The organism is Enterococcus olivae, from assembly GCF_053760925.1.
This window is the reverse complement of sequence record NZ_JBSMVT010000001.1, coordinates 182,191-198,797: the sequence shown is the minus strand read 5'-3', so window position 1 is coordinate 198,797 and position 16,607 is coordinate 182,191. Positions and strand designations below refer to the sequence as shown.

Annotated in this window: 20 protein-coding genes and 1 riboswitch; of the genes, 19 read left to right on the top strand and 1 reads right to left on the bottom strand. The window is 40.4% G+C overall.

The window, feature by feature from the left end:
- The first annotated feature begins 3 nt into the window (after positions 1-3).
- From ACWODM_RS01150 to ACWODM_RS01120, 7 genes are all read left to right on the top strand, one after another.
- The gene (locus ACWODM_RS01150; RefSeq protein ID WP_455319523.1) at positions 4-981 is read left to right on the top strand and encodes an NAD-dependent epimerase/dehydratase family protein; all 978 of its coding nucleotides are present in this window, start codon (positions 4-6) and stop codon (positions 979-981) included.
- Positions 956-1,759: an MBL fold metallo-hydrolase gene (locus ACWODM_RS01145; RefSeq protein WP_455319522.1), complete on the top strand. Its 804-nt coding sequence runs from the start codon at positions 956-958 to the stop codon at positions 1,757-1,759. The genes ACWODM_RS01150 and ACWODM_RS01145 overlap by 26 nt, the downstream gene beginning before the upstream one ends.
- A complete protein-coding gene (locus ACWODM_RS01140; RefSeq protein ID WP_455319521.1) occupies positions 1,752-3,050 on the top strand; it encodes a F390 synthetase-related protein in 1,299 nt (432 codons plus the stop codon). The genes ACWODM_RS01145 and ACWODM_RS01140 overlap by 8 nt, the downstream gene beginning before the upstream one ends.
- Complete coding sequence (locus tag ACWODM_RS01135) at positions 3,037-3,963, top strand: 3-oxoacyl-[acyl-carrier-protein] synthase III C-terminal domain-containing protein (protein ID WP_455319520.1); 927 nt, start codon at positions 3,037-3,039, stop codon at positions 3,961-3,963. Before ACWODM_RS01140 ends, ACWODM_RS01135 begins: the two co-directional genes overlap by 14 nt.
- A 16-nt stretch (positions 3,964-3,979) precedes the next feature.
- Positions 3,980-4,510: a GNAT family N-acetyltransferase gene (locus ACWODM_RS01130; RefSeq protein ID WP_455319519.1), complete on the top strand. Its 531-nt coding sequence runs from the start codon at positions 3,980-3,982 to the stop codon at positions 4,508-4,510.
- Positions 4,511-4,678: 168 nt separating this feature from the next.
- Positions 4,679-6,142, top strand: coding sequence for a UDP-N-acetylmuramoyl-L-alanyl-D-glutamate--2,6-diaminopimelate ligase (locus ACWODM_RS01125; protein WP_455319518.1), 1,464 nt, complete (start codon positions 4,679-4,681; stop codon positions 6,140-6,142).
- 54 nt (positions 6,143-6,196) lie between these two features.
- Positions 6,197-6,796, top strand: coding sequence for a DJ-1/PfpI family protein (locus tag ACWODM_RS01120; protein ID WP_455319517.1), 600 nt, complete (start codon positions 6,197-6,199; stop codon positions 6,794-6,796).
- 18 nt (positions 6,797-6,814) lie between these two features.
- Here ACWODM_RS01120 and ACWODM_RS01115 read toward each other — a convergent pair whose 3' ends face one another.
- Complete coding sequence (locus ACWODM_RS01115) at positions 6,815-7,420, bottom strand: NUDIX hydrolase (RefSeq protein ID WP_455319516.1); 606 nt, start codon at positions 7,418-7,420, stop codon at positions 6,815-6,817.
- A gap of 75 nt (positions 7,421-7,495) precedes the next feature.
- On the opposite strand from ACWODM_RS01115, the gene ACWODM_RS01110 reads away from it, so the two are divergent.
- From ACWODM_RS01110 to nusA, 12 genes are all read left to right on the top strand, one after another.
- Positions 7,496-7,864 (top strand): DUF488 domain-containing protein, encoded by a 369-nt coding sequence (locus ACWODM_RS01110; protein ID WP_455319515.1) that lies wholly within the window; start codon positions 7,496-7,498, stop codon positions 7,862-7,864.
- 11 nt (positions 7,865-7,875) lie between these two features.
- Positions 7,876-8,283: a GNAT family N-acetyltransferase gene (locus ACWODM_RS01105; protein ID WP_455319514.1), complete on the top strand. Its 408-nt coding sequence runs from the start codon at positions 7,876-7,878 to the stop codon at positions 8,281-8,283.
- Positions 8,284-8,357: 74 nt separating this feature from the next.
- Entirely contained in the window at positions 8,358-8,534 is a 177-nt protein-coding gene (locus tag ACWODM_RS01100) for a 2-hydroxymuconate tautomerase (RefSeq protein ID WP_455319513.1), read from the top strand.
- A 360-nt stretch (positions 8,535-8,894) separates the two neighbouring features.
- Positions 8,895-10,829, top strand: a complete 1,935-nt coding sequence (thrS, locus tag ACWODM_RS01095; RefSeq protein ID WP_455319512.1) for a threonine--tRNA ligase — start codon at positions 8,895-8,897, stop codon at positions 10,827-10,829.
- 107 nt (positions 10,830-10,936) lie between these two features.
- Positions 10,937-11,635: a TIGR00266 family protein gene (locus tag ACWODM_RS01090; protein ID WP_455319511.1), complete on the top strand. Its 699-nt coding sequence runs from the start codon at positions 10,937-10,939 to the stop codon at positions 11,633-11,635.
- Between the two features lie 210 nt (positions 11,636-11,845).
- A riboswitch (FMN riboswitch) is annotated at positions 11,846-11,972 on the top strand.
- A gap of 143 nt (positions 11,973-12,115) precedes the next feature.
- Positions 12,116-12,727, top strand: coding sequence for an ECF transporter S component (locus ACWODM_RS01085; protein WP_455319510.1), 612 nt, complete (start codon positions 12,116-12,118; stop codon positions 12,725-12,727).
- A complete protein-coding gene (locus ACWODM_RS01080; RefSeq protein WP_455319509.1) occupies positions 12,717-13,172 on the top strand; it encodes a pyridoxamine 5'-phosphate oxidase family protein in 456 nt (151 codons plus the stop codon). The genes ACWODM_RS01085 and ACWODM_RS01080 overlap by 11 nt, the downstream gene beginning before the upstream one ends.
- Positions 13,173-13,265: 93 nt before the next feature.
- A complete protein-coding gene (locus tag ACWODM_RS01075; RefSeq protein WP_455319508.1) occupies positions 13,266-13,463 on the top strand; it encodes a helix-turn-helix transcriptional regulator in 198 nt (65 codons plus the stop codon).
- Between the two features lie 583 nt (positions 13,464-14,046).
- Positions 14,047-14,496 (top strand): DUF4234 domain-containing protein, encoded by a 450-nt coding sequence (locus ACWODM_RS01070; protein ID WP_455319507.1) that lies wholly within the window; start codon positions 14,047-14,049, stop codon positions 14,494-14,496.
- Positions 14,481-14,822 (top strand): DUF2752 domain-containing protein, encoded by a 342-nt coding sequence (locus ACWODM_RS01065; protein WP_455319506.1) that lies wholly within the window; start codon positions 14,481-14,483, stop codon positions 14,820-14,822. The genes ACWODM_RS01070 and ACWODM_RS01065 overlap by 16 nt, the downstream gene beginning before the upstream one ends.
- Before the next feature lie 162 nt (positions 14,823-14,984).
- Positions 14,985-15,458 carry a ribosome maturation factor RimP gene (gene rimP, locus ACWODM_RS01060; protein ID WP_455319505.1) on the top strand — a complete coding sequence of 158 codons (474 nt, stop codon included), beginning with the start codon at positions 14,985-14,987 and terminating at the stop codon, positions 15,456-15,458.
- Between the two features lie 20 nt (positions 15,459-15,478).
- A complete protein-coding gene (gene nusA / locus ACWODM_RS01055) occupies positions 15,479-16,603 on the top strand; it encodes a transcription termination factor NusA (protein WP_455319504.1) in 1,125 nt (374 codons plus the stop codon).
- Positions 16,604-16,607: the final 4 nt, after the last annotated feature.

Below are 16,607 nucleotides of genomic sequence, written 5' to 3'. Positions count from 1 at the left end.
AAAATGAAGGTCTTAGTGACAGGAGCAACAGGTTTTCTGGGAAAATATATCGTGGAAGAATTGACGGCACACCAATATCAAGTCGTCGCTTTTGGTAGGAATGAAAGGATTGGTCGGACGCTGGAAAACGATCAGGTTCGTTTTGTGCAGGGCGACTTTGTTTCTTATCCAGAGATCGAGCAAGCTTTGGCGGGAGTCGATGCGGTGGTTCATGCCGGAGCACTCTCAACTGTTTGGGGGAAGTGGGAGGACTTTTATCAAACCAATGTGGTTGGGACTGAGAACGTCTTGAAAGCATGTCGAAAGCATGCTATTCAAAAATTAGTTTTTATCTCTTCACCCAGTATCTATGCGGCGGCCAAAGATCAATTGTCCATTGAAGAGACGGAAGCACCTACCAAAAACGACTTGAATTTTTATATCAAAAGCAAGATATTAGCAGAAAACAAAATAAAGCAATACCGAGATGTTCCATCCGTTGTGCTGCGTCCAAGAGGCTTGTTTGGGGTAGGGGATACTAGCATTATTCCGCGACTGCTTCGAGTCCATCAAAAAATTGGTATGCCTTTGTTCAACGGCGGACAGCAGTTAGTGGATGTCACTTGTGTCGAAAATGTCGCCTTAGCAATTCGCCTTAGTTTAGAAAGCCCCTTGGCTACAGGACAAACCTATAATATTACCAACGATGAACCTCAGCCTTTCAAACAGATCTTGGATGAATTGTTGCAAGAGCTTCAGCTGGAGCAAAAATATATTTCGCTGCCTTATCCTGTGATGTACGGCATTTCGGCAAGTCTGGAAAAACTTTACCAGACGTTGCGGATCACTAAAGAACCGATCTTTACCAAGTATACCTTGTATTTATTACGTTACAGTCAGACACTCTCTATCGAAAGAGCCAAGCGCGAACTGGGATATCGTCCCAAAATGACCATTAGTGAAGGGATCAAAAAATATGCAGCCAATTATCCAGAAAGTTGATTATTTTGCTTGTGGAACATGTACGAATCATTTGAACTGGATGTTCAAAGGCGGTGAGAAAAAACAACTGACTTTTCCTGCCGGTGTTTTTTTGATCAAACACCGGACGGAAGGATACATTCTCTATGATACAGGTTACACGACTGAGTTGAAACGCAATAAATTCAAGTACTCTCTGTATCGTTTCGTCACGCCGATTCAATTGGAAAAAGAGCAGATGATCGATCAGCAGTTACACGCAAAAGGAATACGAGCAGAAGAGATTCGCTGGATCATCTTGTCTCATTTACATCCAGATCATATAGGTGCTGTGAAACAATTTCCGCAAGCACGATTTATTTTAACGGAAGCCGCGATGCAAAATTATCGAAAGAACACCGTGAAGGACTTGATATTCAAAGAATTGTTGCCAAAAGATTTCGAAAGTCGAGTCGTGGAGTTATCCACAAATGAATCAAATTCGAGTTTTCTTTATAAAAATGTTTCGGATATTTTTGCTGATGGTAGTCTACTGCTGTCTTCTTTTGATGGGCATGCGAAAGGCCAGGGCTGTTTGTATATTTCTGAAAAAAATTTATTTTTGGCGGCTGACATTGTTTGGGGAATCGATCTGCTGCCTTTTTCTAGAAGAATCAAAAGCATTCCAGGATGGATTCAAAACAGTTTAGACGCTTATTTTGAAAGTTTGGAAAAACTGCAGGAAATTCAACAAGCTGGGATCAAGGTGATCGTCAGTCATGATCCCGAAACCAGAGTGAGGGAGGTACTGGATGAATAAACTAAAATTAGTGTGGCCGTTTGTACAAGCAAGATGGCTACGTCGATGGAAGAGCATTGAAAAATTAAGAGACTATCAAGAAAAAGAGTTGAGCAAGCAATACAGTTATATGCGAAAACACTCCCCCTATTATCAAAAGCTAGCGGAGAATGCGCCCTTTCCTCAAATGGATAAGTCTTTTATGATGACCCATTTTGACGAACTGAATACCCGTGGCATCGATAAAGAAACGGCCTTATCGATTGCCTTGGCCAGTGAAAAAAATCGGGAGTTCACGCAAGACTACAAAGGAATCTCCGTGGGCTTGTCTTCAGGGACATCCGGTCATCGAGGAATGTTTATTACGAATGAAGAAGAGCAAGCACTGTGGGCAGGCACGATTCTTGGAAAAATGCTCCCTAAAGGAAAACTCTTAGGACACAAGCTGGCCTTTTTTCTGCGGGCGGACAATCAATTGTATCAAACGATCAACTCTCGAATGATCGAGCTTTCCTATTTTGACATGTATTTGCCTTTGGAAAATCATCTTGCTCGTTTAAACGACTATCAGCCAACGATTTTGATCGCTCCGGCCTCAATGCTAGTAGCATTGGCAAAAGAAATAGAGCAGGGAACCTTGCAAATCCAACCTCAGCAGGTCATCTCTGTCGCTGAAATCTTGGAAGAAACCGATCGAGAATATTTAAAATCAAGTTTTGATTTGTCAGTCATTCATCAAATCTACCAATGCACGGAAGGTTTTTTAGGCTGTACTTGTGAATATGGTCATCTTCATTTGAATGAAGATTTGGTCCTGATCGAAAAGGAATACATTGATGAACAGCGCTTTTATCCAATCATCACGGATTTTAAGCGAACATCACAGCCAATCATTAAGTATCGATTGAATGATATTTTGGTTGAATCAAAGGAAGTCTGTCCATGCGGTTCAGTCTTTCAACGAATTGAAAAAATTGAGGGGCGCTCCGATGATATTTTTTTATTTGAGAATGAATCAGGTGAAACAGTCTCTGTTTTTCCAGATTTTATTCGCAGATGTCTGTTATTCGTTTCAGATATACATGAATATCAAGTAAGTCAGCTTAGTAAACAATCCGTAGAGATAGCTGTTGATGAGCTGACCTCGGAGCAGAAAAAGCAGCTCTTACTGGAATTTCAGCGATTAGCAAGAGATCTTTGCTTTATCGCACCGAAAATTACTTTCGTTTCCTATCAATGGGATCAGTCAACAAAACTAAAGCGTATTGCACGTAAATTTTCAGAAGAGGTGAGGAGTCATGAACCATATTGAAATCAAAGGCTACGGCACTAGTCTGCCGAAAGGAACCGTTCATTTTGGAGATCAAACGCGTTACCGTATCTCAGGAGAAGAATCACAGCTAACTTTGGCAGTTACAGCCAGCTTGAAAGCCTTAGAAAAGGCCGATCTTTCGATTCAGGAGATCGACTGCATTGTTGCTGCGAGTGCTGTGGGAATCCAGCCGATTCCTTGTACGGCAGCCTTGATCCACGAACAAATAGCTAAAGGGACCGAGATTCCTGCGATGGATATCAACACGACGTGTACCAGCTTCGTCACTGCTTTAGATACAAGCTCCTATTTGATCGAAGCCGGACGTTACCAGACGGTATTGGTTGTTTCCAGTGAAACAGGTTCCCTAGGATTGAATCCCGATCAAACAGAAAGTTATGAGTTGTTCAGTGATGGCGCGGCTGCTTTTGTATTTTCTAGCTCCAAAGACAAAGGGATTCTCTACAGCATGCAGCGTACCTGGTCTGAAGGAGCCCATGCGACGGAAATTCGTGGGGGACTGACTCATTTCCATCCGAATCATTTTAGCGAGGCCGCGAAGGCAGAGTATATGTTCGACATGTCTGGTCCGAAAATCCTTTCATTAACGATCAAAAAGCTACCGAAGATGTTTGACGATTTTTTGAGCGGCAGTGGTTTGACTAGAGCTGATATTGATCAGGTGATCCCTCATCAAGCGAGTCGTGCGATGCCTTTACTGATGAAAAAAATCGGCTTCTCACCAGAAAAGTATATTGATTTGGTCGATGATTTTGGCAATATGGTTTCTGTATCGATCCCTTTTGCCTTGTGTACAGCACTGGATGAAGGAATAGTTTCTTCCGGAGACACGATCCTAATGCTGGGAACCGCTGCAGGACTGACAACCAATATGCTAGCCATGAAAATTTAAAGAGAGTTGGTGGGAAATGTTGCGCTTGATTGAGCCCTCTATCAAAGAAAAGGAACAAATTTTAGCTTATAAAAAAGCTTTTCAAGAAAATGGAGATTTGATGGATGGCACCTCATTCTTAGGTCAACTTCCAACAATAGAGGAATGGCTGGAAAGCTTGGAGCTGATGAAAGACCCAGCGACTCTTCCAGAAGGATTCGCACTCGCAGCTACTTGGTTGGTGGTGAGAGAAGAGGATCAGGCTTTGGTAGGGATGACAAACCTGCGTTTCGAGCTATCCAATCCTTATTTACGAGATTTTGGCGGGCATATTGGTTATTCCGTCCATCCAGATGAGCGAAAAAAAGGCTATGGAAAAATTATTTTGAAGAAAACCTTGAAAAAGGCGGAACAGCTAGGTATCCCTCAAGTGCTGATCACTTGCAAAGAAACCAATGTCGCTTCTGCAAAAATCATTGAAGACAATCAGGGACGTTTAGAGAGCAAAGTCATCGATACGTCGGATGATTCACTTGTTCGTCGTTACTGGATAACAAGCTACAATTAGTGGTGGAACTTCAAACGATCAGACAATTTCAGCTAGCTTGTTGATCAAATTGTAGCAGTCTAAGACATTGAAAAGAACGGATCGATCAAATGATATGTAAAGTAGACAAAGAACAAAACATGGTCTATTATTTGAGAAGAAAGTATCTTAGAGCGGAGGATCTGACAGGTGAAAGTAAAAGAGTTAATTAAAAATTGTCTTGTATTAGAAGAAATTTCTGAGGCTTCTTTTTTAGAAAATGAAGTGACGGCAGTCTCAAATGATACGAGAGAGGTACAAGCAGGGACCCTTTTTGTCTGTATCAAAGGAGCTAGCTTTGATAGTCATGACAAAGTAGAAGAAATTATCGCACAAGGCGCTGCGGCGGTTGTTGTAGAAAGAAAGCCTAAAAATGAGCAGTTACCTTATATTTTAGTAAAAGATACGCAAAAAGCATTGGCACAGATCGGCAATTCTTTCTACAAAGACCCAAGTGAAAAATTGAAATTAGTGGGGATCACAGGGACAAATGGAAAAACAACGACGACACATTTGATTCACTCGATCGTTGAGTTTTGCGGACAAAAAGCGGGGATCATTGGGACGATGTACAATCAGATCCATGAACAAAAAATTCCTACTGTGAATACAACCCCAGACAATTTGACCTTGCAAAAGCTTTTTGCAGAAATGAACGAAGAAGAGGTTGCTGTTTGTGGAATGGAAGTCTCGTCTCATGGTCTCCAATTAGGACGTACCTGGGGCATTGATTTTGATGTGGCCGTGTTTACGAACTTGACACAGGATCACTTGGATTTTCACCCTACTATGGATGATTATTTTTTGGCAAAAAGCTTGTTATTCACTAAATTAGGCAATATGTATCCGACACGTCCTAAAACCGCAATTATCAATTATGACGATCCTTATGGTGAAAAATTGATGCCGTTGGTGACTGCCAATGTATTGAGTTACGGTTGTAAAGGCAAAGGTGATATTCAGGCGACAAATATTCAGATCACACCACGGGGAACTAGTTTCACCTTGCAAGTCTTTGATAAGGAATACCCATTGACGACCGCTTTGATTGGTGACTTCAATGTTTACAATATTTTAGCGGCGGCGGCATCCTGCTATGCTTTGGGCTTTGCTATGGACTCAATCATTGAAGCCTTGGAAACAGTGAAAGGCGTCAAGGGACGTTTTGAAGTGATTCCTTCTAAAGCAGGCGTAACAGCGATCGTTGACTATGCCCATACCCCCGATGCTTTAGCCAATGTTTTACAGACAGTCAAGAAATTTGTCAAAGGGAAAACGATTTGCGTTGTTGGCTGCGGCGGCGATCGTGACCGGAAAAAACGTCCGATCATGGCGGATATTGCGATGGACAATGCAGACATTTCCGTATTTACTTCGGACAATCCACGAACTGAAGATCCAGAACAAATCCTGAAAGATATGACTGATCACTTGAAAGGCGATTCTTTTATAGTGGAAATCGATCGAGAAAAAGCGATCCATCAGGCTTTAGCGATTGCCGAAGAAGAGGATGTGATCGTGGTTGCTGGTAAAGGACATGAGAATTATCAAATCATTGGAAAAGAAAAAATACATTTTGATGATGGGGAAGTTCTAATGAATTATTCAAAATAAAAACAAGCACATTTGGGAGCTGTTCTCAAATGTGCTTTTGACTAAGGAGAAGCGATGAAAAATATCAATGTCGTATTGTTTGATGACTTTGAAACATTGGATGCTTTTGGTCCTGTTGAAATTCTAGGAAAAATGTCCAATGACTATCAGATCTGTTGTTTGTCAGAAGCAGGAGGGATCGTTACGAGTCGACAAGGAGTTCCTGTGGCGGTCCAGTCCTTTGAAGAGGCGAAAGCGGCAGAAGTTCTTTTGATTCCAGGTGGACTGGGGACTCGATCCTTGATCAAGGATCAGGCCTTCATCCAAAAATTGGAAAAACTTTGTCAGCAATCAAGCTACGTTCTCAGTGTCTGTACCGGAACAGCCTTGTTGGCAAAAACAGATTTGCTTAACCATCGGCAAGCGACCAGCAACAAACTAGCCTTTGATTGGGTTCGTTCGTTGAATGAAGAAATCGAATGGGTTGAAGAGGCAAGATGGGTCGTTGATGGCAAATACTATACTTCTTCAGGTGTTTCTGCAGGGATGGATATGGCTCTAGGTTTTGTTGTTGATCAATTCGGCAGAAGCCAAGCTAGAAAAATCGCTTTTGAGATCGAATATCTATGGAACGAGGACCAAACAGAGGATCCATTCTATCAAAAAAAAGCCTGAATCAAACATTCAGACTTTTTATTCAACGTAACAGTCATTCTGTAACTCAAGCAGCTGATTGAGTTGTTCGACTGTTGTTCGTTTGACAGATAATTTTGGCAAATGATCCATGTCAAAATAGGCAGCTTGACTGGTTTCGATATTCTCTTCAAAAGCTGTTTCTTTGGAAAGAACCTCGCAGGCAAATACCAACTTGTAATACTGAAAGGTTTGAGGAATATCTTTGCGTAGATTGGTATCGAAAATAGTCAGTAATTTGGAGACATCAACCGTCAATCCGGTCTCTTCCAGTACCTCTTTAGCGATATTTTCTCTAGGTGTTAGTCCAACTTCGGCATATCCGCCAGGCAGTGCCCAATCTTTTGTCTGAGTATCTTGGACAAGAAGGATCTGATCTCCTTTGACGATCAATGCGCGCACATCAACCTTGGGTGTTTGATAGCCCGTTTCTTGGGAAAACAGTTCTTGGATTTTTTCTGTCGGTTCGTTTCCAAGTGTTTGAATCAATTGTAAGGCAATTTGTTTCAAGTCCGTGTAGCGTTCCTGATCAAACGGATCCTTGCCGTAAGTTAAACCAGCCTGAGCGATCGACAACAAGCGCTTATAAGTAGCTAAATAGTCCATAAATACCTCCTTGAAAATGTGTCTTCATTTATTCTATCACTAACTTTGAGTATAATAACAATAGAAGGTGTTTTTATGGAAAATTTAATGATCAAAAGAGTCTACGAAGACTTACAAAAAGTAGAGGCCAAACGCGTGTTAGTGGATCGAATTTGGCCAAGAGGGATCTCCAAAGAAAAGTTAGCATTGGATCTATGGGCAAAAGAAGTCGCGCCTAGCAATCAACTACGTAAAGAATTTAATCACCAACCAGAGAAATTTGATTGGTTTCGCGCAGCCTATCGAAAAGAGCTACAGCAGAACACTGAGACCCAAAAATTTATCGAACAAATCCGTCAGTGGCTTCAAACAGACAAGGTGTGGCTTGTGTATGGTGCCAAAGACAAGCAGCACAATCAGGCAGTTGTCCTGAAAGAATATATACTAGAGAATATAGCAGAGTAGAAGGTGTAAAAATGGTGATTTACCAGCCAAGTAAAGAGATTGATTCCAATCAGCTTGCGGCCTTGTATAACAGTGTCGGTTGGACAGCTTATACGAAGGATTTGGAGAAGTTACAGCACGGGATCAAGCAGTCGCTAACAGTAGTAACTGCATGGCAGGATCAACGATTGATTGGATTGATTCGAGGAGTCGGCGATGGTGCAACGATTTTGTATATTCAGGATCTCTTGCTACTGCCAGATTTTCAAAATCAAGGAATTGGAAAAGAACTAATGGATCGTTTGCTGGATTTATATCCCAATGTTCGCCAAAAGATTCTGATGACTGATGATGCACCAGATGTTCGGCATTTCTATGAAAAATGTGGATTTGAGTCTGCGGATAAAGGTGCAGCGGTCGCTTTTTACAAATATGATTGATTTTTGTTGCCGGAATCTTTTGAATCAAGGTATACTGTTAGAACAGACGAATTAAAAAGAAAGAGGTCATGTAGATGCCATTTGTTCATATTGAGTTACTTGAAGGAAGAAAACCCGAACAGCTAGAAGCCATGATGAAAGAAGTAACGGAAGCTGTTCACAAAACCAGTGGAGCACCAAAAGAAAATATCCATGTCATTATCAATGAAATGAAAAAAGGAACGTATGGAAATAACGGTGCTTGGAAGTAGTTGAATTTCTTCCTTGCAATTTTCTGAAAGAAGTGTTTAAATAAACACATAATTGATTGATGAGAAAGACAACTGTACTTGAGAGTCTTCGAAAAGAGAGGAAAAGCTAGGCTGAGACTTTTCCAGGAGAAAACCAAGGAAGGACCACTTTCGAAACTTTTGTTGAAACAAAAGCGGTCGTACCGTTATCACGTTTGAGGAACACCTGTTTAGTGTGTTCAAAATTAGGTGGAACCACGAGTATTCGTCCTAGTGTCGCATTGCGATACTAGGACTTTTTTTGTTGTAAGGCGTTTTTTAGAGAACGAACAGGAACTTACAGCATCGATGCCACATTTATACGAATTAGGAGGAAATACCATGTTAAAAATCACTTTTCCAGATGGTGCAGTAAAAGAATTTGAATCTGGGATCACAACGAAAGAAATTGCGGACAGCATTTCTAAAAGCCTGGCTAAAAAAGCATTGGCAGGAAAATTCAACGGAGAATTGGTCGACTTAGATCGTGCCATTGAAGAAGACGGTTCAATTGAGATCGTTACACCAGATCACGAAGACGCACTAGGCTTGTTGCGACATTCAGCTGCCCATTTAATGGCAAACGCGATGCGTCGTTTATACCCTAGTATCCATTTCGGGGTTGGTCCAGCAATTGAAACTGGCTTTTACTATGACACAGATAATGGAGAACAGCCAGTCACTGCGGAAGATTTGCCTGCGATCGAAGCTGAAATGATGAAGATCGTGAAGGAAAACAATCCGATCACACGTCGAGTCCTAACAAAAGAAGAGGCTTTGGAACTATTCGCCGGAGATCCTTACAAAGAAGAATTGATCAATGAACTACCAGAAGATGAAGTGATTACAGCTTACGAGCAGGGAGATTTTGTTGACTTATGTCGTGGTCCACACGTACCGTCAACTGGCCGCATCCAAATTTTCAAATTATTATCAGTTGCTGGTGCTTATTGGCGAGGAAGTTCTGACAATCATATGATGCAACGTGTGTATGGAACAGCCTTCTTTGATAAAAAAGCATTGAAAGAATTTATCCGGATGCGTGAAGAAGCCAAAGAACGTGACCACCGTAAATTAGGGAAAGAACTTGATTTATTTATGCTGTCACCGGAAGTTGGTTCTGGTCTGCCATTCTGGTTGCCAAAGGGTGCGACTATTCGTCGGACCATTGAACGCTATATTACAGATAAAGAAATCAGTTTAGGTTATCAACACGTCTATACACCCGTGATGGCGAATGTGGAATTCTACAAACGTTCAGGACACTGGGATCATTACCATGAAGACATGTTCCCACCAATGGATATGGGAGATGGTGAAATGCTGGTCTTACGTCCAATGAACTGTCCTCATCACATGATGGTCTACAAAAATGACATCCATTCTTATCGTGAGTTGCCAATTCGTATTGCAGAATTAGGAATGATGCATCGTTATGAAAAATCGGGTGCTTTATCTGGCTTACAACGTGTGCGTGAAATGACCTTAAATGATGGGCATACTTTTGTACGTCCAGACCAAATCAAGGATGAATTCAAACGCACCTTAGACTTGATGACTTCTGTCTATGCAGATTTCAATTTGACGGATTATCGTTTCCGTTTAAGCTATCGTGATCCAAAAAACACGGAAAAATACTTTGATGATGATGCGATGTGGAACCATGCGCAAGCAGTATTGAAAGAAGCTATGGATGAATTGGAACTGGATTACTTTGAAGCCGAGGGCGAAGCAGCCTTTTACGGACCGAAATTGGATGTACAAGTAAAAACTGCTTTAGGAATGGAAGAAACATTGTCTACTATCCAGTTGGACTTCTTGCTTCCAGAACGTTTTGACTTAACATACGTGGGTGAAGACGGGGAAAATACGCATCGTCCAGTCGTTATTCACCGTGGGATCGTCTCAACGATGGAACGTTTTGTCGCTTATTTAACAGAAATGTACAAAGGCGCGTTCCCAACTTGGTTAGCACCAATTCAAGCAACCATCATTCCAGTATCTGTTGAAGCTCACAGTGATTATGCATATCAAGTGAAAGAAATGCTTCAAACAAAAGGTATTCGTGTCGAAGTAGATGATCGGAATGAAAAGATGGGCTACAAGATTCGTGGCTCACAAACACAAAAAATTCCTTACCAAATCGTTGTCGGTGACCAAGAAGTGAACGATGGCACTGTCAATATTCGACGCTACGGTAGCAAAGAAACTGCGGTTCAACTATTACCAGAATTTGTGGAAGCTATTGTTGCTGATGTGAATAATTTTAGTCGTTAACAACGAATAAGAAAAGTCTTGGATAACTGCCATATCCAAGACTTTTTATGACTGTTCAAAAAGCTTATGAGCTATAATAGTAAAAAAGAGAACAGGGAGGGAAAACAATGGAATTTGAATTGACTGGAGGAACCGCCTATCCGATGGCTGTGATCCATATGGCACGCGGAGAGGTCCTCAATATTGAGCGGGGAGCCATGGCTTATTATCGTAATGTTGAGATCAAAGGGAGAATGAATAGCAACAATCGTTCAGGTCTGGGAGGTCTGATGTCTGCGATCGGTCGTTCGATCACATCAGGAGAATCGATGTTCATCACTGAAGCGACAGCCACTGATCATGATGCAGAATTAGCAGTTGCTCCTAGCAATATTGGGAAAATCCAAAAATTGGATATTGGCTTTGAACATTATCATTTAAACACTGGTGCCTACTTGGCTTCGGATGCTTCTGTTCGGTACAATATGGTTCGTCAAGATATTGGAAAAGCTCTATTTGCTGGTACAGGTGGTCTGTTCGTGATGGAAACCTCTGGAACGGGTGATTTGTTGATCTCAAGTTTTGGAGATATCGTGGAATTGACGGTTGAACCAGGAAAACCACTTACCGTTGATAATGAGCATGTCTTGGCTTGGACTTCCAGTTTAGATTATCAAATTCGTATTGCTTCCGGTATGTTTGGCTTTACTTCTGGGGAAGGGATCGTCAATGAGTTCAACGGCGCCGGAAAAGTATACGTGCAAACCCGGAATGTTAGAAATCTGGCGGAAGCGATCCAAGGATTTATCCCGAAAAGTAGTAGCTGATTGAAACGATTATCGAGAGCAAATGTCCAATCAAAGGATGTTTGCTTTTTTGGTTTGAAGAATGATCTTCGAATTGATTCTGGTTACTGTGCTGTCATCGTATGAAAGACGTTAAATAGGACAGATTTTATACAAAAATTATTTGCAATCAATCATTTTATTGAAAAATGTTGACTTTTCTCTCTATTAATGTGAAAATAAATACAAATGATAGTTCTTCAGGGCAGGGTGAGATTCCCGACCGGTGGTGATAGTCCACGACCCGTTTTCTTTTGAAAATGGCTGATTCAGTGAAATTCTGGAACCGACAGTAAAGTCTGGATGGAAGAAGATAGAAATACATAAGAAGTTTCACTGGTTACTTAGTGAATGTTTTTTCAAAAAAACTTTTTTTGAAACTCTTTTTTGTATCTGCTTTTTTTGCTGCCTTGTGATGTTATCAGAAGGTTTTTTATTTTTTAAAAAAAAGGGGAGATAAACATGAAAAAACTCACTGCCAAAAGAATGGTATTGATTGCTGTAATGGGAACGCTAGCATATGTGTTGATGCTACTGCGCTTTCCGCTACCATTTATGCCACCGTTTATGGATTTTGATTTAGCTGGTGTACCGGAAATATTAGGAACATTTATTCTCGGACCGATCTCTGGGATGTTTATTGTCACAATAAAATTATTGATAAAGATTGTCACAACTGGTTCAAGCTCGATGTTTACAGGAGAACTGCAAAACTTTTTATTGAGTGTCAGTTATCTACTCCCAGCCTGGTTTGTTTACCGTAAGAAAAAAAGCAAAACGCGATTGTTGCTGGCTTTAATGACAGGAACGATCGTGGTGACGATCATGGCTTGTTTTACGAACATTTATTTGATCATTCCATTCTATTCAAGGCTCTACAATCTTTCGATGGATGCTATCATCAGTATGACTCAAGCAGTCAATCCGTATGTTGACAGCATCACAAAATTAGTAATGATTGGAATTGTGCCGTTTAATTTGATCAAATACGGTGTCACTTCCTTGGTAATCTTTTTGTCGATCGATCGTTTGAAAGTGATTTTTAGAAGGTGGGAAGAAAAAGATGGAATATAAACAGGCTCTAGCACTTTGTTTTAAGAAACTTGGACGCAAAAAAATCATGGCGATTGCAACCAGTGTCAATGATCATGTGACGATTCGCAATATCAGTGCGATCATTTATGATGATCGAATTTTTTTCAAGACCGATAAGAATTTTCCGAAGACCCAACAATTGTTGATCAATCCGAATGTGGCGATTTGTTATTGGGGTGTCCAGATCGAGGGACAGGCGGTCAATCATGGACTAGTCAGAGAACAATCTGATACGACCTTTCAAGAAATGTATGATAAATACTGGAAGCGAAGTTATACGGCCTATGCCCATGAAGAAGCAGAGATTCTGATTGAGATCCTTCCTCGAAAAATCGAAATTTGGGATCAGGACAAAGAGGATCGAGGCTTTCAGGTTATTATTGATTGTGAAGCGCAGACAGTGGAGATACAGGGATATGATTAAGAGGACGTTTTGAACGTCCTTTTTCATTTTACAAATGACAAATATAATTTACTTTTAGTTAATTATAGATTACAATAAACCCGAGGTGATTCGATGAAAAATTTGAAATTAAAAGCAGCCCGGATAGAAAAAGATCTCACTCAAGCGGACTTAGCTAAACAAATCGGAGTCACTCGTCAAACGATCGGAGCCATCGAAAAAGGCGAATACAATCCTACGATCAAGTTGTGTGTGAGTATTTGTAAAGCTCTGGGAAAAACGTTGGACGAATTATTTTGGGAGGAAGGATAAGATGAATCAAAATTTTGATGAACGACAAGTGCTCACGAGGCAGAAAGGTTTTATGTATGGCTATTTTTTAGTGTTGGGGCTGATTTTTTTATTACAGCTTAGTACTGTTTTTTTTAGGAGAAAGCTTCTTTTCTCATTGGGCTATATTCCATATTCAAATGTTTCTTTCGGGTTCATTTACGATAGGCTATTTCATTTTAAACGATGCCTATTATCGGTGGAATGAATTCAGTAAAGTTGGCTGGTATAGCCTGTTGTGTATTGTTATGGGATTAGCTTGTATCTATCTTGTTTATAGAAATATCCAGTATCAAGGATTTGTAGTAAACGGACAACTATCAGAAAGTATAGTTAGCTATCTATCATTTGTAGTCTTTTTCATGACGATCGGCTTATGCAGCGGGTATAAATATCTTCAACATCATAAATAAATAGCTTCGTCGGATGCTCTGTTTTCTTTTGATTTAAGTTTAGAGCTTTCTGAGAGGAAGTCCAATTTTATCAGTACAATGAAAAGTATTTTCCTTATCATTTTTTCTTTTTCGTTGTATACTGATTACACAATAATAAAGGAGAATCTTTTATGGAAAACAGACGATTTTATGGACCACATCGTTCGATATTCATGGTCCTATTTTTAGCTTTTATTACTTGCGGTATCTATTCTTTTTTCTGGATGTATCAAGTAACCAAAGAATTGAATGAATATACAGGCGATCATCGAACCAATCCGTCCTTAGTGATTGTCTTTGTCTTTCTTACCTTTGGATTGTACATGTTTTACTGGTGGTACCGGATCAATCAATTAATGATGGAAGCTCAATTTAAAACAGGTTACAATGTGATTTCAGACAATAAGCTCTTGTTCCTGCTCTTTACCGTTTTCGGTGTAAGCTTCATCAATATGGCTATTTTACAATCCGACTTGAATACTTTGTGGGAACGTGCTTCACTGATGGAAGTGGTAGAAGAGCCGATGGAAGAAACCTATCAATCACAGGAGACAGTGGATGATGAGTGGACGGATTACTGATGTGTATCTTTAAAGCATTGACCGGACTCCCTTGTCCGGGTTGCGGAATGACTCGTTCTTTTCTGCATTTGTTTGAAGGACATTTAGAAGAAGCCTTTTTCTATCACCCTTTGTTTTGGGTGGTCCCAATCGTGTTTGGCATTCTTTTGTTTAGAAAACATCCGATTGTAGCTAAGTTTTATCGATCGCAGTCTTTTTGGACAAGTCTGTTGGTTCTTTTGATTGGTGTCTATGTGTATCGAATGGTTGGCTTTTTTCCGAATCAGACTCCTATGGATTTTGATTTCAACGCAGTCCTGCCTCGTTTGTTTTTGGCAAATCGATGAAAACACTGGGATGAAAACGCAGAGAACTTGAATTTGCAGAACAGATATGTTATATTCATTAAGGTAATGATACTAGAGGTGAGTGAGGGCAGATATTTCCCTCACTCTTTTTAATGGCATAAAACTTGGTTTCATTAGTAGACTAGAAGGAGGCGATAAAATTTGAGTACTGTTGTAGAAACGGTGACAGGCTTAGTGACTCCCATTTTGGAGGAACAACGTTTTGAGTTAGTGGAAATAGAATTTGTAAAAGAAGGCAAGAACTGGTTCCTTCGATTGTTTATTGACAAAGAAGGCGGTATCGACATTGAAGAATGTGCATTTGTCAGTGAACAGCTAAGTGAAAAACTAGATACTATTGATCCTGATCCAATTCCTCAGGCATACTTTTTGGAGGTTTCTTCTCCTGGTGCAGAACGACCATTGAAGAAAGAAGCCGATTATCAGCGAGCGTTAGGAGACTATATCCATGTTTCTCTTTATCAGCCGTTAGATGGAGAAAAAATGTATGAAGGTTTTTTACAGTCTTGTGATGAAAATGAGCTTGTACTTAAAATCAGAATCAAGACAAGAGAAAAAGAACTAATCGTTGATCGCAAAAATATCGCGAAAGCTCGTCTAGCTATTCAATTTTAAATACGGAGGAATCAAAGACAATGAGTAAAGAAATGTTGAACGCGTTGGATGCTTTGGAGGCTGAAAAAGGAGTTTCTAAAGAAATCGTTATTGAAGCATTGGAAGCAGCACTGATTTCTGCTTACAAACGTCACTACGGACAATCACAGAACGTTGAAGTAGAATTTGATCAGAAAAAAGGCAACATTCATGTGTATGCTGTCAAAGAAGTTTCTGAAGAAGTCATGGACTCGCAATTGGAGGTTTCTTTAAAAGAAGCAATGACGATCAATCCAGCTTATGAGATCGGTGATAAGATTCGTTTTGAAGTCACACCAAAAGATTTTGGACGAATCGCTGCCCAAACGGCTAAACAAGTCATTTTGCAACGTGTTAGAGAAGCAGAACGCAACATCATCTATAACGAATTCAGTGCTTATGAAAAAGATATCATGCAAGGAATCGTTGAACGTCAGGACAATCGTTATATCTATGTCAATCTTGGCAAGATTGAAGCAGTATTGTCAAAACAAGATCAAATGCTCAATGAATTTTATCAACCTCACGATCGTATCAAAGTATACGTTTCTCGCGTTGAGAATACTTCTAAAGGTCCACAGGTGTTCGTAAGCCGTAGCCATCCAGACTTGTTGCGCCGATTATTTGAACAAGAAGTGCCTGAAGTGTATGATGGAATTGTAGAAATCGTCAGCATCGCACGTGAAGCAGGCGACCGTTCGAAGATCGCTGTGCGTTCTCACGATGAGAACATCGATCCTGTTGGTACTTGTGTCGGACCAAAAGGGCAACGTGTCCAAGCATTGGTCAATGAATTGAAGGGTGAGAACATGGATATCGTTGAATGGAACGAAGATCCAGCAGTATTTATCGCTAACGCATTAAATCCGGCAGAAGTCAGTGATGTTATTTTTGATTTGGAAAATCCGAAGGCCTGCACAGTTGTTGTGCCAGACTATCAATTGTCTTTAGCTATCGGTAAAAGAGGTCAAAATGCGCGTCTGGCTGCGAAATTAACTGGCTACAAGATCGATATCAAGTCTGAATCAGACATGGAAGATTTTTATGCACAATTAGACAGTGAAGAGTCAGAAGCTTTTGAAACAGATGAATTTTTGAACGATGAAATCGAGTCCGCAGACGAATAATTTG

Excerpts from the sequence above, each read along its gene's own strand:
- ACWODM_RS01150 (WP_455319523.1), top strand. The coding sequence starts at position 4 with ATGAAGGTCTTAGTGACAGGAGCAACAGGTTTTCTGGGAAAATATATC.
- ACWODM_RS01145 (WP_455319522.1), top strand. The coding sequence starts at position 956 with ATGCAGCCAATTATCCAGAAAGTTGATTATTTTGCTTGTGGAACATGT.
- ACWODM_RS01140 (WP_455319521.1), top strand. The coding sequence starts at position 1,752 with ATGAATAAACTAAAATTAGTGTGGCCGTTTGTACAAGCAAGATGGCTA.
- ACWODM_RS01135 (WP_455319520.1), top strand. The coding sequence starts at position 3,037 with ATGAACCATATTGAAATCAAAGGCTACGGCACTAGTCTGCCGAAAGGA.
- ACWODM_RS01130 (WP_455319519.1), top strand. The coding sequence starts at position 3,980 with ATGTTGCGCTTGATTGAGCCCTCTATCAAAGAAAAGGAACAAATTTTA.
- ACWODM_RS01120 (WP_455319517.1), top strand. The coding sequence starts at position 6,197 with ATGAAAAATATCAATGTCGTATTGTTTGATGACTTTGAAACATTGGAT.
- ACWODM_RS01115 (WP_455319516.1), bottom strand. The coding sequence starts at position 7,420 with ATGGACTATTTAGCTACTTATAAGCGCTTGTTGTCGATCGCTCAGGCT.
- ACWODM_RS01110 (WP_455319515.1), top strand. The coding sequence starts at position 7,496 with ATGGAAAATTTAATGATCAAAAGAGTCTACGAAGACTTACAAAAAGTA.
- ACWODM_RS01105 (WP_455319514.1), top strand. The coding sequence starts at position 7,876 with ATGGTGATTTACCAGCCAAGTAAAGAGATTGATTCCAATCAGCTTGCG.
- ACWODM_RS01100 (WP_455319513.1), top strand. The coding sequence starts at position 8,358 with ATGCCATTTGTTCATATTGAGTTACTTGAAGGAAGAAAACCCGAACAG.
- thrS (WP_455319512.1), top strand. The coding sequence starts at position 8,895 with ATGTTAAAAATCACTTTTCCAGATGGTGCAGTAAAAGAATTTGAATCT.
- ACWODM_RS01090 (WP_455319511.1), top strand. The coding sequence starts at position 10,937 with ATGGAATTTGAATTGACTGGAGGAACCGCCTATCCGATGGCTGTGATC.
- ACWODM_RS01085 (WP_455319510.1), top strand. The coding sequence starts at position 12,116 with ATGAAAAAACTCACTGCCAAAAGAATGGTATTGATTGCTGTAATGGGA.
- ACWODM_RS01080 (WP_455319509.1), top strand. The coding sequence starts at position 12,717 with ATGGAATATAAACAGGCTCTAGCACTTTGTTTTAAGAAACTTGGACGC.
- ACWODM_RS01075 (WP_455319508.1), top strand. The coding sequence starts at position 13,266 with ATGAAAAATTTGAAATTAAAAGCAGCCCGGATAGAAAAAGATCTCACT.
- ACWODM_RS01070 (WP_455319507.1), top strand. The coding sequence starts at position 14,047 with ATGGAAAACAGACGATTTTATGGACCACATCGTTCGATATTCATGGTC.
- nusA (WP_455319504.1), top strand. The coding sequence starts at position 15,479 with ATGAGTAAAGAAATGTTGAACGCGTTGGATGCTTTGGAGGCTGAAAAA.